Consider the following 15,250-nt stretch of genomic DNA (forward strand, 5'->3'; position numbering starts at 1 on the left):
CATGGATGCGGCTGGGGAGCGCACACGGACGTGTTCACAGCGTGTTTCAAATCGCAACCAACTTCCGCTCACCACAACAAGGAAAAAACATGACAAAGTATGCGCCACAACTTCGAGTACCGGCTACCTACATGCGTGGCGGTACCAGTAAAGGTGTGTTTTTTAACCTTATAGATTTGCCAGAAGCCGCACAAAAGCCGGGGCCCGCCCGGGATGCATTGTTATTGCGTGTTATAGGCAGCCCCGATCCCTATTGTAAGCATACTGACGGCATGGGCGGCGCGACATCTAGCACCAGTAAAACCGTGATTTTAAGTAAAAGCGAGCGTGAAGGTTACGATGTAGACTACTTGTTTGGCCAAGTTGCCATCGACAAGCCTTTTGTAGATTGGAGCGGTAACTGCGGTAACCTAACCGCGGCCGTTGGCGCTTTTGCCATTAGCAATGGTCTGGTTGATGCCGGCAAAATACCACAAAACGGTATTGCCACGGTGAAGATTTGGCAGGCCAATATTAATAAAGCGATTATTGCGAAGGTGCCTATTACTGATGGCGACGTGCAGGAGACTGGCGACTTTGAGCTTGATGGGGTGACCTTTCCTGCCGCAGAAGTCGAGGTCGCATTTGTCGACCCTGCCGATGGTGAAGGCGCCATTTTCCCCACTGGCCGCTTAATTGATACCATAGAAGTTCCAGGCGTGGGCTCGCTTCAAGCCACCATGATAAACGCCGGTATTCCTACCATTTTTATCAATGCAGAAGATATTGGCTATACAGGTACAGAATTACAAGACGATATTAATAGTGATACTGACGCCCTCGCGAAGTTTGAAGCCATTCGCGCTCACGGAGCGGTAAAAATGGGTTTGATTAAGGAAGTGGGAGAAGCTGCTCTGCGTCAACATACCCCAAAAGTTGCTATGGTTGCCCCACCGCAGGAATACATATCATCAAGTGGGAAAAATATATTAGCCTGTGATACCGATGTGCTGGTACGGGCAATGTCAATGGGCAAACTGCATCATGCCATGATGGGGACTGCCGCCGTGGCGATAGCGGCCGCGGCGGCTATCCCTGGTACTTTAGTTAACATAGCAGCCGGAGGCGAAGAGCGTGAGGCCGTAATATTTGGCCACCCATCCGGCATCTTACGGGTAGGTGCTAAAGCCTCATTTATTGATAATCAATGGCAAATAGACAAAGCAATTATGAGCCGCAGCGCGCGTATTTTAATGGAGGGTTTTGTGCGGGTGCCACCTTCACAAATATAGCCCTTAGATTGCTTGGCTGCTTTCATGCCAGGTAAAGCACGTGTTTTATGCTTGTCACTTCAAGCCTCGTTAATCGAGGCTTAAATAGGAAGATGAAAGTGGTATAGACGGGTTAGGTGAAGTTATGTTGGTAAGCCATTGCATCGCAATGAGGGAAGCAAGAGCGCTATGCCGGCTTTACCTACATCCACGATTTTCGTGTGGATTCCACGTCAAATAGTACCTTATTGACCAATGAATTAACGTATGCTTCGGGTAGAAATGGCACGGTCACCGAGCCAGAAGCAAGTACAAACTTAACGCTGGCGAGTTTCCTTCGACGCATAAACCAACTTTGCTTTTTTACCACCTGCTGTAGCTTATAGGGTTCAAAGCAAAGATAATCTACGCCAATACGGCCGCGACGAACATACAAATACTGCCCATCGTAGGCCATGCCCCAACGCCACCAACGTAACGTCACTAACGCTATAGACAGGCATGCCACACCCCCAGCAATCAGTGCTAACATAGGGTCGTTCACCCACGCAGCCAAACTACATACCACTATAAAAGGCAATACTGCAATTAAGGCTGTCCAATGCAGCATGAAACGTTTATTAATGGGTATATAATCGCTGCGTTTTAAGTTACTGCCTGGCATGACTTCACGGCTTAATAATAACGCCTCATCTTCTGTCACCGAAGGAACGATCATTCTATTAGGGGACATGAGTTCTTGAACTTGTTTACCCGCAGAGGTGTTTTGCTCAAAATACAGATTTACACGCTTTAACACTTTATCAAGCCAGTCTTGCTTGGCGCTAATCATTTGAATACGCGAGGCGCGCATACTGACCTCTTGCTTGTTCAGTAATCCACTGCGCCGAATATACCTATCCTGATGCCGTGACAGGGTATAGCCATAAAATGTAAGCAAGGCACCGCCTACACTAAGTAGCGCAACCAGCGACATAAGTATCATTAGCATCACGAAGGCATACAGCCCCATTTGCCACCACAGTACTGTTTGCTCACCAACCAACTGATTTAGTTGTAAGCCTTTATCGGCGAGCCAATCTGAAATGAAAGCAAATACGTCGTCATAAAACGGTGCTGCGGCGCCTAATATAATCCATACCCGGTTATTCGTAATTCCGTGTATGACAATATCTCCCACACTGCGTCGATTTAGTACAACTTCATCGTTGGTACTTTCTAGATGCTCTTCACATAAAGCTTCATCTTCGGTATCTGCAAAGGCGGTAGTGTCTGCGCTCTTGTACTGCTCTAGCACTTGTCGGCGCAGTTCTTGGGCGTATTGCTTAGGTACAGCCACAATATTGGCTTCTTCTGAGGCACTACCTGCGGTATCAAGGACGACCAACGTGTAGCCAAAAGGTCGGTAGTAAAACGGAGATTCAATTTTTACATTTTGGATACGCCAAAAAGGCAAATTGGTATACTTTCGGGAAAATACACCACTATGAATTTCAACGTGTTGGTTATGCACCCGGAATCGATACATAAAAAAGCTGATGAGGCCTGAAACTGCCATCAATATAACCAACCCGGCGCCCCCCGCATACAGGTAGGTATTGAAACTTGAGCTGGCTTGATTAAACGAGATGGCTAAAGCGGGCACTGCGTAAATTAACCCTTGCGCCATATTTTTTATGTTACGCACGGTAAAATAGAAAATAGCGATGGTAGCAAGCCGTTGCCAACTGTCTCCTGTGTCTATCTTAATATCACTTGGCTTTTGATTACCTTCGTCGTTTGGCTCTAAGTGCGAGTCTTGATGAGGAACTTGCGCAGACCTGTCACCTGAAGAGGGTGAGATGCTCATTACTTGGCACTCACATCTTTATGGTTCAAAATAAACTGTCGCAACTGTTCTGCGCGGGCCACCGGCAAGCCAGGAATTTCAAACGTATGGTATTCACCTCCCGCAGAGAACACCTGTAACGACGCTAAACCCGCTAGGCGCGTTAATGGGCCTCGCTTAGTTTCAACATGTTGAACCCGCAAAATAGGCTGGCACGCTAACTGTCTAAAAATAAGCCCTTTTTGCAAACAAAGGTCTTGCTCCCTTAGCGCGTACTTAATTTTCACGTCAGCAAACACATGATACAACGCCCCCAGCCCGCCGAGCACTGCCACAACCATACATGCATACGGATAGCTAAGCAGTAATGGCGAGGGCACATCGACGAGGGGCTGCCAACGTATTAGGGTAAATATAGCAACAAGTATTAGGGTTATTGCCACCGACAACGAAACATTGATAACCCGGTAGCGCGGCGATATTGCTTCAAGCGCTCCCCCCTCAAACGTAGGTAGTGTATCAAGTGCAATAACCCTATTAGAAAAAGGCTCAGTTTGTGTATCTGTATCAACCATAGCAGCTAGCTTCCTTTGCAACGTATTATTGTTATTGGTTGAAGCATGACAGAGCAAGGGTGAATGTCACACATTACCATGGCCGTTAATCATCAACGCGCTGTTTGCTTAACCAATCGTGCAGAGCGTTCATGTCATGTTGAACAGCCATTTGCAGCTCTTCTACCCAATCATGCACATTCTCCCACCACGTTGGGTGGTCGCCTTGCTGTATTTGGTTGGCAATTCGCTGAACGCGTGCTAAGCCAACAGAGCCCGCCGCCCCTTTAATTTTATGGGCCTGAGAACAAACTTCAGATTTCTCATCAGCACTTAAACTCAGTTGCAGAATTTCCATATACTCAGGCATCTTTTCTTGGAATACTTTAACACTTGCACGCACCATTTCATCGCCAATCGTATCTACCAACATTTGCAGTAAATCCATATCCAAGATGTTACTTAGTTTTTTACTTGGCTCAGGACGTTCAACTTCACCGTCAATCTCTAGCGGCGCAGGGGGGGCATGAAATAGGTCATTAAACACTTCAACCACACGCGACTTTTTAATGGGTTTAGCAATGACATCGTCCATGCCGTTTTCCAAATATTCATCGCGTTTTTTAATAACATTAGCCGTCAGCGCCACTATCGGGGTTTGCATAACTAAGTCTTCTTCATGCAGCGTATTGGCTACATCAAAACCTGTCATATCTGGTAGCTGAATATCTAATAAGATTAGGTCGTATTGCGTTTCGCGAGCCTTATCGATTGCTTCTTGTCCCGTCATGGCAACATCAACCTTTTGGCCCAGTTTTTCAAGGAGGGCTTTGGCTACCATCACATTGAGTTCAATATCTTCAACCAGTAATATATGTAACCCTGTTACTTGCAGTTGGGCCACTTTCATGGGGCTGTTAGATATTTGCACAGGTAGCACAATTTCAAAGCGCGTGCCTTTTCCTACTCGGCTAGAAACGTGTATTTCCCCTTTCATTAAGTCGACCATTTGCTTACATATGGCCAAACCTATTCCCGTACCGGTAGCCGATTGATGATCAGGATGATCGACCTGATAGTACATAGCGAAGATTTTATCAATTTCACTGTCTGGAATACCCACGCCGGTATCTTCAATAACAAAGGTTACGTAGGCTCTGTCGTTGTCAGGTTTAGTAGAGGAAACGGATAAGCTTACATAGCCTTTTTGCGTGAACTTCACAGCATTAAACAGAATATTCCACAATATTTGGCGTAAACGGGTGCCATCAATCTCTACCAATCTAGGTAAAGGCTCATGGAGCTTAGTTTTAAGCTCTAACTGCTTATCCGCTGCCAATAATCGAATGATACTGCTGAGCTCTTCGGTGAAATCTTTCAACGAAATAGTTTTCAAACTAAGCTCTAACTTATCTCGGTCTAGCTTATCTAAATCGATAATATCGTTAAAAATGTTGCCCAAGGTAATGGCACTCGCATAAATAGTGCTTACCCAACTGAATTGTTCTTCGGTTAGCTCGGTATCACGCAACATACGACTTAACCCCACAATACCGTTTAGTGGCGTTCGTAACTCATGACTAATAGTAGCGATGAAACGGGTTTTATCAGTACTGGCTTTAGCCGCTGCATTTTCTGCTTGTTTACGTTCGGTCATATCACGACCAAATGATAGCAAGCCTAAACGATTCCCTTCTTTATCGAAGAAAGGTACCCGCTTCATTTCAAAGTAGCGTCTGCGCCCATCAGCAAAGCGCAACCATAACTCTTCAGTAATGCTTGCGTTAGTTTCTAAAACTTCATGATCACTGGCCACGATCTGGCGGGCGAGCTCTTCTTCATAGACATCGGTAGGCGTTAACCCTAATAGCTCTTGCTCAGTTTTACCTGTCATTAACTCAGCGATACGATTACAGCCGGCGAAACGCCCTTCTTCATTGCGGTAATAGATAAGATCAGGGGACGCATCGATGATGGAGCGAAGTAGTGTAGACAGGCGTCTGGCCTGAGCTTCTTGTTCAGACTTATCTTGTATTTCTCGCTCTAAGTCTTTAAATACAGCTTCTCGCTCATCTTGTGCCAGCTTACGCTGCTCTATTTCATGATTAAGTTGCCTAATATTCGTTTGTAATTCGCGATTGAGGAAAACATCCTCTTCTCGTAAGTGCTCTAACTGACTAACTACCTCTTTAAGGTTTGCCCGCGAGTTTTCTAACTGTTTAATTAATTCGCTAAAAAAGTACAGTACCCAAGGCGCAGAAAGCATGGTTAATATTACTGCGCTTATAAAGTCATCTGGCTGCACCCCGCTCCCCATACTCACTCGAATTACATAGGAGCCAGCAAGTGTAAAAACCAGGGACAGTACAACAAAGAGAATACTTAGTTTAAGTGTGCCAAAACGCTGCACAAATTGGGCAAAGCGAATAGCCCAAGAGTCATTGGAAGAATCTGAATGCATGAACGTCTATTATCAGGATTATTTTCGCCTATCCTATCAGGGTTTGGCGAAATCTGAAACGCATTGAAACCGCTACTTACTTTCCTTAGCATCTTCTACCATAGCCAGATAACTTTCACTTACCCACCCTGTGCTGGTTCGCGCAACGTTTGCCCAGCCGTCTCGCACCGATAATACTGTTACCTTTTCGCCCGCGTAAAGCGCGGCACCTTGCTTCGCAAAGTGTGTACCCGGCCCGCTTCGCACGTTCAATTTATTGGCACTAACCACAGCTTGCACCGCCCCCTGCTCTTGCTCCTCTTGCAAGCTTATATCTTCAGCGGCCGTGTCGCTTCTCTGATTACCGTGTGTCATGGCAGTGCTTTCACTTCCCATTTCCATGGCCAAGTCGCTGGCTGAGGTTGTATTACCGAGTAGACGCATACGTAGCTTATCGAGGGGAAACGCTGGGCCAGGGTCTACTTTTCTTTCTGGGGCAATTTCTTCGTGGCCCACAATAGTGTGAATATTGTAGTGCTGACACAACAATTGGCATAGTGCAAAGGTGCGCATTATTTGCGCTTCTGTATAACGGTGCCAGTAACTTGGACTCGGTTGGTTACGATGAACGCCTTTAAAGACGTTCTTACTTTTATACACACCGCCAAACCAGCTCATATACTCGCCTTCATCATTGGCGGTTAGTTGGCCAGCATTATCCAATTCGATGCCAATGGCGTACTTATTCAACCCTGTTCTCCCTTTCCAAAAGCTTTTCCCAGCATGCCAGGCAATTTTATTAAACGGTAGCATCTGAACCATTTCACCACTACGTCCTATCGCCATGTGCGCAGACACCTTATTGTCAGCATTTGTCATCACATTAACTGACGATGACAGACTGCTTCCTGCGGTAAAATGAATAACAATTGTATCGGGAAGGCCTGACGGGAAAGCACCCGAGGTGTTAGGGGATGGAATGAAGGAGACATCTTCACCTTTAAGAAGATGATCGGCGATAGCCAAATGTTGCGATGATCCATGATGGTGTTGAAACGTCATAGTGCTTTTCCCTATCGAAGTTAATCAGCCCCTACTGCGAGTAAGTATTTCTACTTATAATGAAAATATCTGACTCTGACGCTTTACCGCTGTACAATTTTCAATCAGTATAGCAGTAAGATAATATTTAGACGGTTTTATGCGCGGTTAAATAAAAATTTAAAATAACGCCCGCTAAAAACATAAAACTCGACAATGGATGAATTTTTATTCATTTACATAAGGCAAATGAGACTTATTATCATTAAATAGTATGCGTTTTACCTCTTAAACAGCGTTATAACATTTTTGTTACAAAGCAAATGTAAGTTATGCAAACATCTGTTTTTGAAGTAAATTAAATACAAACCACGAATTCTTTATGCTGCCATTGCTTTTTACGTTTGATTTTATTTTTCAATATGGGTATTTTGTACGGCCCGCACAGCAATAATGCATAAAAATGCGGAATTCGACTGGTAATCCTCTAATAATAAATAACGACTAGAAAGGCGCAAACAGCGGGTAATACTGCCGGCTACTAGAAGACGTCTGAACACTGTTGTGATACGCAAAACCTAGGCGCATCTACACGCAACGCATACCTTACCCAGTCAAAGGTTGAAGGAGTTAAGAGATGAGTTTATATAATCCCAATGATTCCCGGGATAACTGTGGGTTCGGTCTAATCGCCCACACTCACGGGGAAGCCAGTCATGAATTGGTAACCACTGCAATACACGGTCTTGATCGTATGCAGCATAGAGGCGGTATAGCCGCCGACGGGAAAACCGGTGACGGCTGTGGTCTTCTACTGCAAAAACCGGATGCGTTCTTCCATGCAATCGCCGCAGAAAATGGCTGGAAACTCAGCAAAAAATACGGCGTGGGCATGATTTTCTTAAGTCAGGACACTGACCTTGCGCAAGCCGCGCGCGAGGTATTGAATGAAGAACTCGAAAAAGAAACCCTAGCTGTAGTGGGCTGGCGCGAAGTGCCAGTAGATCACTCTGTACTAGGTGAATTAGCCGCCACGGGCGTACCACAAATAGAACAAGTGTTTGTGAATGCTCCTGCGGGTTGGCGTAAACGCGATTTAGAACGCCGCCTATATATGGTGCGTCGACGTGTTGAAAAACGTCTCGAAGACGATCCAGACTTCTACGTTGCCTGTTTATCTGGTTTGGTCACCATATATAAAGGCTTGGTAATGCCAAAAGACTTACCTGCTTTTTATCATGACTTAGCCGATGAGCGCATGCAAAGCGCAATCTGCGTTTTCCACCAGCGCTTCTCAACAAATACGTTGCCACGTTGGCCACTCGCTCAACCGTTTCGCTTCCTTGCTCACAATGGTGAAATTAACACCATTAAAGGAAACCGTGACTGGGCGATGGCGCGAGCAGCTAAATTCTCAACCCCGCTTATCCCCGACTTAAAAGATGCAGCACCTTTTGTAAATACTGAAGGTTCTGATTCATCGTCGTTGGATAATATGCTTGAGTTGTTCCTTGCCGGCGGTATGGATTTATTCCGTGCTATGCGCCTTTTAGTGCCACCTGCGTATCAAAATAACAAAACCATGGATGACGATTTACGTTCATTCTATGAGTTTAATTCCATGCATATGGAGCCCTGGGATGGCCCTGCGGGTATCGTACTAACTAACGGTCGCCATGTAGCCTGTAACTTAGACCGTAACGGTCTTCGTCCTGCTCGTTACGTTATCACTAAAAACGGGTTTATTACTCTCGCGTCAGAAATTGGCATTTGGGATTACAAAGAAACCGATGTGGTTGAAAAAGGACGTGTTGGCCCAGGTGAGATGCTGGCAGTAGATACCTACACGGGTAAAATCTGGCGCTCTACAGAAATAGACGAAGAGCTGAAGACTCGCCACCCTTACAAAGAGTGGCTCGACAAGCACATTAGTCATTTAACGCCTATAGAGCAACTTGATGCTTCGCTAATTGGTAAACGCGTGTTTGACGACGACACCATGGCGGTGTATCACAAACTGTATAACTACAGTTATGAAGAAATTCAGCAAGTTATTAAAGTTCTGGCGAAGGACGGCCAAGAGGCGGTAGGCTCTATGGGTGATGACACACCTATGGCCGTTATGTCGTCAAACCAACGTACACTGTACGACTACTTCCGTCAGCAGTTTGCTCAGGTAACGAACCCTCCTATCGATCCATTGCGTGAAAACCATGTAATGTCGCTAGCAACCTGTATCGGTCGCGAACAAAACGTATTTAGCGAAACTTCTGGTTACGCCAACCGCGTTTTATTCGACTCTCCTATCTTGGTGTATACCGATCTTAAACAACTTCGCGAGTTCAACCCTGAATATTACTATTCAGAGGTGGTAGAACTTCAGTACACGCCGCAAGAAGGGTTGAAGAAAGCCATTGAGCGAGTATGTAACGAAGTTGAAATGCTAGTGAAAAACAAGCGCGCCGCGTTCGTTATTCTTTCTGATCGCAATATTAAGCAAAACCGTTTAGTTATTCCTGCTGCGATGGCAGTAGGTGCGGTACAACGTCGCTTAGTAGAAAAATCGCTTCGCTGTGACGCTAATGTGGTTGTTGAAACAGCCAGTGCTCGTGATCCCCATCATTTCGCCGTTCTGATTGGTTTAGGTGCTACTGCGGTTTATCCGTTCTTAGCATACGAAACCATCGAGCAGCTGTGTGATAAGGGCGAGCTGAATATTAGCCCTATGCAGGCAACTTTGAATTACCGTAAAGGTATTAATAAAGGCCTGTACAAAATTATGTCGAAAATGGGCATAAGTACAGTAGCGAGCTACCGCAGTTCGAAACTATTTGAAGCTGTGGGCATTAACAATGAAGTGATGCAGCTGTGCTTTAAAGGCGTAACCTCACGTATTCAAGGTGCGGGATTTGACGACTTTCATCAAGACATTATTAACCTTAATCGTGTGGCTTGGCTTAAGCGTAAGTCGATAAAACACGGTGGTTTACTTAAATACGTACACGGTGGCGAATACCATGCATATAACCCCGATGTAGTTAGTACACTACAAAAAGCCGTTATGTCGGGTGAGTACAGTGATTATCAACAGTATGCAAAATTGGTTAACGAACGTTCGCCAGCGCATATTCGCGATTTGCTTGCTCTTAACCCAGATAGCGAGGCAATCGATATAAGCGAAGTAGAAGCGCCGGAAAACTTATTCCCTCGTTTTGATACTGCCGCTATGTCGATAGGTGCACTAAGCCCTGAGGCTCATGAAGCATTAGCTATTGCCATGAACCGACTGGGCGGACAGTCTAACTCAGGTGAAGGTGGTGAACACCCATCTCGCTTCGGTACTGAAAAGAACTCGAAAATTAAGCAAGTTGCTTCTGGCCGCTTTGGTGTAACACCGCATTACCTCGTTAATGCCAATGTTATTCAAATTAAAGTTGCACAGGGTGCGAAACCCGGTGAAGGTGGTCAGTTACCTGGCGACAAAGTGAATAAATATATTGCACAGCTACGTTTCTCTGTACCTGGTGTAACCCTTATTTCGCCACCGCCGCATCACGATATCTACTCTATCGAAGATTTGGCGCAGCTAATATTCGACTTGAAGCAGGTGAACCCTACCGCGCTTATTTCAGTGAAATTAGTCTCTGAGCCGGGCGTAGGTACAATTGCAACGGGCGTGGCGAAAGCGTATGCCGACCTTATCACAATATCGGGTTATGACGGCGGTACTGGGGCAAGCCCGTTAACGTCAGTAAAATATGCCGGTAGTCCATTTGAACTAGGGCTATCTGAAACCCAGCAAGCGCTTATCGAAAACGGCCTTCGTCATAAGGTAAGAGTGCAAACTGATGGCGGCTTAAAAACCGGTCTTGACGTGGTAAAAGCCGGGATCCTTGGTGCTGAAAGCTTTGGTTTTGGTACTGGTCCTATGGTGGCACTCGGTTGTAAATACCTTCGAATCTGCCATTTGAATAACTGCGCCACAGGTGTAGCAACCCAAGACCAAAAACTGCGCGACGACCACTTTATTGGGCTTCCAGAAATGGTAATGAACTACTTTAAGTTCATCGCTCAAGAAGTACGCGAAATTATGGCCGCGCTAGGGGTTAAGCGATTTGATGACTTAGTAGGTCGTACTGAGTTACTTAAAGTGATCGACGGCATAACTGCTAAACAAAACCGGTTAGATTTATCGCCACTATTAGCACAACCTAAAGAAGGTGAACATACCCGTCTTTTCTGTTCGCAAACCACCAACGCACCGGTGGATAAGGGCGAATTGAATGCACAGATGCTTAGTGATGCTAGAGACGCTGTGGCGAACAGCCAGTCTATGACCTTGAAATATGCAGTGAGAAACACCGACCGCTCCGTGGGCGCATTATTGTCAGGTGAAATTGCTAAACACCACGGCAACCACGACTTTGAAGATACGCCTATTCGCGTAGAGCTTACCGGTACTGCCGGTCAAAGCTTCGGTGTATGGAACGCAGGTGGCCTTCATATGCACTTAGAAGGCGATGCAAATGACTATGTAGGTAAAGGAATGACCGGCGGTAAATTGGTTATTCATCCGCCTCGCGGCATTGCCTACACAGCACACGAAAGCGCCATTATGGGTAACACTTGCTTGTATGGTGCTACTGGCGGAAAATTATTTGCTGCTGGTCGTGCGGGGGAACGCTTCGGTGTACGTAACTCTGGTGCTATCGCAGTGGTTGAAGGTATTGGCGACAATGGTTGCGAATACATGACCGGCGGTATCATCGCAGTGCTTGGCCCTGTAGGTGTCAATTTCGGGGCCGGTATGACCGGTGGTTTTGCCTACCTTATGGATGATAACGAAGACTTAGATAATCGTGTTAACGGTGACTTAGTTGATGTAATGCCTGTAGAAGACAAAGCTATTTTGGTTGAACATTTACGCGGGCTTATTAACCAGCACTATGAAGAAACGGGTAGCGACCATTCATTATCGTTACTGACTGATTTCGCGGCAACGCTGAAACGCTTCAAGCTGATTAAGCCAAAAACCAGCGACGTGAAAAACTTGCTCGGCCACATCAGCCGCTCAAGTGAAGAACTACGCATTCAGGCTCAATAGGAGGATATAAAGTTTATGGCAAAGAACGTATACCAGTTTGTCGATGTTGAACGTATCGATCCGCCTAAAAAGCCGATTTTAGTGCGTAAACACGAGTTCGCAGAAATTTACCAACCGCTTAGTCAGTCACAGACAGAAGGTCAGGCTGACCGCTGTTTAGATTGTGGTAACCCATACTGTGAGTGGAAATGTCCAGTACATAACTACATCCCACAATGGCTAGATCTCGCTAACCAAGGACGCATTATTGAAGCGGCCGAGTTGTCGCATAAGACCAACAGCTTACCTGAAGTATGCGGTCGCGTGTGCCCACAAGATAGGCTATGCGAAGGCGCCTGTACGCTTAATGATGACTTTGGCGCAGTTACCATTGGTAGTATTGAGAAGTACATCACAGACACAGCCTTTCAAATGGGCTGGCGCCCTGATATGTCTGACGTAGTGTGGACAGACAAAAAAGTAGCAATTGTCGGCGCGGGGCCTGCGGGTCTTGCGTGCGCAGACATCTTAGTACGTAATGGCGTGAAACCCGTGGTTTACGACAAGTACGAAGAAATTGGCGGCTTGCTCACTTTTGGTATTCCTTCATTCAAGTTGGAAAAAGATGTCATTAAATTGCGTCGTCAAATATTTACTGAAATGGGTGTTGAATTTGTACTGAATACCGAAATAGGTAAAGACGTAGAATTTCAAAAACTGCTTGATGATTATGATGCTGTTTTCCTTGGTATGGGTACCTATAAATCTATGCAAGGCGGCTTTGAAAATGAACACGTTGAAGGTGTTCACGAAGCTCTGCCTTTCTTGATTGCCAATACCAATCGGGTTATGGGGTTAGAAAGAGACGAAGCTGATTTCATTGATATGAAAGGCAAACGGGTTGTTGTACTGGGCGGTGGTGATACCACCATGGACTGTGTACGCACATCAATCCGTCAGGGGGCTGACAGTGTTATCTGTGCCTATCGCCGCGATGAAGAAAGCATGCCAGGTTCACGTAAAGAAGTGGTAAATGCCAAAGAGGAAGGGGTTGAATTTAAATTTAACCTACAACCCTTAGACATTGCCGTGGATGAAAATGGTAAAGCATGTGGCGTTAAGTTGGTAAAAACTGAAATGGGCCCACCAGATATTAATGGTCGTCGTCGCCCTGTTGAAGTTGAAGGTTCTGAACACGTACTTGAAGCCGATGCGGTAATTATTGCGTTTGGCTTCCAGCCTAGTCCATCACCTTGGTTTGCCGAATTCGGTATTATGCTAGATGAGAAAGGCCGGGTACGTGCACCTTCAGCCGGTAAGTTTGCTTACCAAACATCAAACCCGCAAATTTTTGCTGGGGGCGATATGGTTCGCGGTAGTGATCTTGTGGTCACCGCTATCGATGAAGGCCGAAAAGCCGCTGAAGGTATTTTGGATTACATTGGCGTTTAATCGACGTGGAATGACCATACGTTAGCCATACCTGATTGCACCTAATCTATTTAAAAGCTCGCTTAGGCGAGCTTTTTTGTGGCAGGCATTCATTGTGGTGAAATTACACCGCGGAACGTGCAAGGTAAGTGTTCCCCTTCTCCTGACGCCGCCTTCAAAATCGCTTTGGTATTTGAAAGCCCTTCAATGCGGCTTTTCAGTATTCCCATAAAGGAGCAAAGCCCCCGAACGATAAATAGTTTTCCCGCCTATACCCATCATGTTACGAACATACTTTGTGCCACTATTTATCTATTGCACTTACATAGTCAGCCCCCTATTATCAATTCAAAGAGTGATGACAGATTAGCGAAAATAATGACAAGCGGTTTGCGTAAAAGCACCAATATATTTTTACTCACCGGACTCGTAATGGTAAGCCACGCGCTCGCCGATACCGTGGCGGCAAACCATGCACTGAATGCTCCTGTAACCCAATCTTGCCCAGCTTCCTTTTTTGAGGTCTCGCTGGTTGCCAACGCTCGTCAATGCCAGCAATTCGACGATAGCTTGCCTGCCAGCTTGGTATATTTCACTAAGCACACGCCCAAAGAGGTTATTACCTTCTATCAAAATGCCTATCCGCAATTAGTAACACAATCTACGGTTAACCAACGCACTATGCTTGTAGCAACAAATGATTCGGTGCGTATTGTGGTATCCCCCGATAAGACGGGCACGCAGGTTGATGTGCTTATTGTTAATAAACCACATAGCCTACCCTAGAATTAATTTTCCGCTAAAAACCATCCTTGTTCATTGTGGCACTGCCTTTGCAATTTCTATCAGTAACCCCACTAGGGGCACAACAAATCGTCATTTTTCTGACGCCACTGATAGATTGATATGCGAGGATTACAATGGAACTGGCAATTATATTGATGATGTTACTTATTGTGGTGGCATTAGGTGCCATTAAATTGTCGGATGGCGGCGTTGCCTTCCCATTTAAACGTAAGCCACAACTTTTTACCCCTGTCGAACACTCATTTTTAAATTTAATTGAGCAAGCCGTAGGCCGTGAATTTAGAATTATGTGTCGCGTAAAACTAAGTGACGTACTTGCTGTGCATCAATCGACCAATAAAAAAGTTGCCAGTCAGGCTATATCTCGCGCCTCATCACGACAACTTGATTTTGTATTGGTAGACAAGCAAAGCATGTCACCTGTACTTGCCATCGACCTTGTACACAATCAGGGCAAAGAAGGCTATAAAACGCAAAAAGACTGGTTTGTTTCAGGCGCATTAGACGCTGCCGGTGTCCCCTTAGCGAGAATTAAAGTTAAATCTGGCTATAAAGTCGAAGATATTCGTGAGTGTCTAGAGAATAAATTGCTCCCTTACCGTCGCATTCAAAAGAAAATGGCCCAAACACCAGCCCACAACCCTGAACCCAACAAGCGCCCCACCCGCCCATTGCGTTCTAGCCGGGCTGCTGCATAGCACCAACTTTTCCCCTAGCCTTTGTTGCTCTCTATAAGGGTGACAAAGGCTTTTTCCTATCAGTTCTTTCTCTTTCCTTATACAATTGCTGGCATTGTCTGCGCGAACGCGCATTAGG

9 protein-coding genes are annotated in these 15,250 nt (G+C 45.7%); 5 read left to right on the forward strand and 4 right to left on the reverse strand.

The window, feature by feature from the left end:
- The first annotated feature begins 89 nt into the window (after positions 1-89).
- A complete protein-coding gene (prpF, locus tag GTH32_RS03570; RefSeq protein WP_163083866.1) occupies positions 90-1,271 on the forward strand; it encodes a 2-methylaconitate cis-trans isomerase PrpF in 1,182 nt (393 codons plus the stop codon).
- Between the two features lie 181 nt (positions 1,272-1,452).
- On the opposite strand, the gene GTH32_RS03575 is transcribed toward prpF, so the two are convergent.
- The 4 genes from GTH32_RS03575 to GTH32_RS03590 all read right to left on the reverse strand — a co-directional run bounded on the left by GTH32_RS03575 (position 1,453) and on the right by GTH32_RS03590 (position 7,134).
- On the reverse strand, positions 1,453-3,099 hold the full coding sequence (locus GTH32_RS03575) for a PH domain-containing protein (protein ID WP_163083867.1): 1,647 nt from the start codon (positions 3,097-3,099) through the stop codon (positions 1,453-1,455).
- Positions 3,099-3,653, reverse strand: a complete 555-nt coding sequence (locus GTH32_RS03580) for a PH domain-containing protein (protein ID WP_163083868.1) — start codon at positions 3,651-3,653, stop codon at positions 3,099-3,101. Before GTH32_RS03580 ends, GTH32_RS03575 begins: the two co-directional genes overlap by 1 nt.
- A gap of 85 nt (positions 3,654-3,738) precedes the next feature.
- Positions 3,739-6,093, reverse strand: coding sequence for an aerobic respiration two-component sensor histidine kinase ArcB (gene arcB / locus GTH32_RS03585; protein ID WP_163083869.1), 2,355 nt, complete (start codon positions 6,091-6,093; stop codon positions 3,739-3,741).
- A 72-nt stretch (positions 6,094-6,165) separates the two neighbouring features.
- Positions 6,166-7,134: an N-acetylmuramoyl-L-alanine amidase gene (locus GTH32_RS03590; RefSeq protein WP_163083870.1), complete on the reverse strand. Its 969-nt coding sequence runs from the start codon at positions 7,132-7,134 to the stop codon at positions 6,166-6,168.
- A 616-nt stretch (positions 7,135-7,750) separates the two neighbouring features.
- On the opposite strand from GTH32_RS03590, the gene gltB reads away from it, so the two are divergent.
- From gltB to GTH32_RS03610, 4 genes are all read left to right on the forward strand, one after another.
- Positions 7,751-12,217, forward strand: coding sequence for a glutamate synthase large subunit (gene gltB / locus GTH32_RS03595; RefSeq protein WP_163083871.1), 4,467 nt, complete (start codon positions 7,751-7,753; stop codon positions 12,215-12,217).
- Positions 12,218-12,232: 15 nt separating this feature from the next.
- Positions 12,233-13,648, forward strand: a complete 1,416-nt coding sequence (locus GTH32_RS03600; RefSeq protein WP_163083872.1) for an FAD-dependent oxidoreductase — start codon at positions 12,233-12,235, stop codon at positions 13,646-13,648.
- Positions 13,649-13,726: 78 nt separating this feature from the next.
- Positions 13,727-14,413, forward strand: coding sequence for a hypothetical protein (locus GTH32_RS03605; RefSeq protein ID WP_163083873.1), 687 nt, complete (start codon positions 13,727-13,729; stop codon positions 14,411-14,413).
- A gap of 134 nt (positions 14,414-14,547) precedes the next feature.
- Positions 14,548-15,132, forward strand: a complete 585-nt coding sequence (locus GTH32_RS03610; RefSeq protein ID WP_163083874.1) for a DUF2726 domain-containing protein — start codon at positions 14,548-14,550, stop codon at positions 15,130-15,132.
- Positions 15,133-15,250: the final 118 nt, after the last annotated feature.

Origin of the sequence: Alteromonas profundi, assembly GCF_010500865.1 — a bacterium.
In the GTDB taxonomy this organism is placed as follows: Bacteria; Pseudomonadota; Gammaproteobacteria; order Enterobacterales; family Alteromonadaceae; genus Alteromonas; species Alteromonas profundi.

Excerpts from the sequence above, each read along its gene's own strand:
- GTH32_RS03580 (WP_163083868.1), bottom strand. The coding sequence starts at position 3,653 with ATGGTTGATACAGATACACAAACTGAGCCTTTTTCTAATAGGGTTATT.
- prpF (WP_163083866.1), top strand. The coding sequence starts at position 90 with ATGACAAAGTATGCGCCACAACTTCGAGTACCGGCTACCTACATGCGT.
- GTH32_RS03600 (WP_163083872.1), top strand. The coding sequence starts at position 12,233 with ATGGCAAAGAACGTATACCAGTTTGTCGATGTTGAACGTATCGATCCG.
- GTH32_RS03590 (WP_163083870.1), bottom strand. The coding sequence starts at position 7,134 with ATGACGTTTCAACACCATCATGGATCATCGCAACATTTGGCTATCGCC.
- gltB (WP_163083871.1), top strand. The coding sequence starts at position 7,751 with ATGAGTTTATATAATCCCAATGATTCCCGGGATAACTGTGGGTTCGGT.
- arcB (WP_163083869.1), bottom strand. The coding sequence starts at position 6,093 with ATGCATTCAGATTCTTCCAATGACTCTTGGGCTATTCGCTTTGCCCAA.
- GTH32_RS03610 (WP_163083874.1), top strand. The coding sequence starts at position 14,548 with ATGGAACTGGCAATTATATTGATGATGTTACTTATTGTGGTGGCATTA.
- GTH32_RS03575 (WP_163083867.1), bottom strand. The coding sequence starts at position 3,099 with ATGAGCATCTCACCCTCTTCAGGTGACAGGTCTGCGCAAGTTCCTCAT.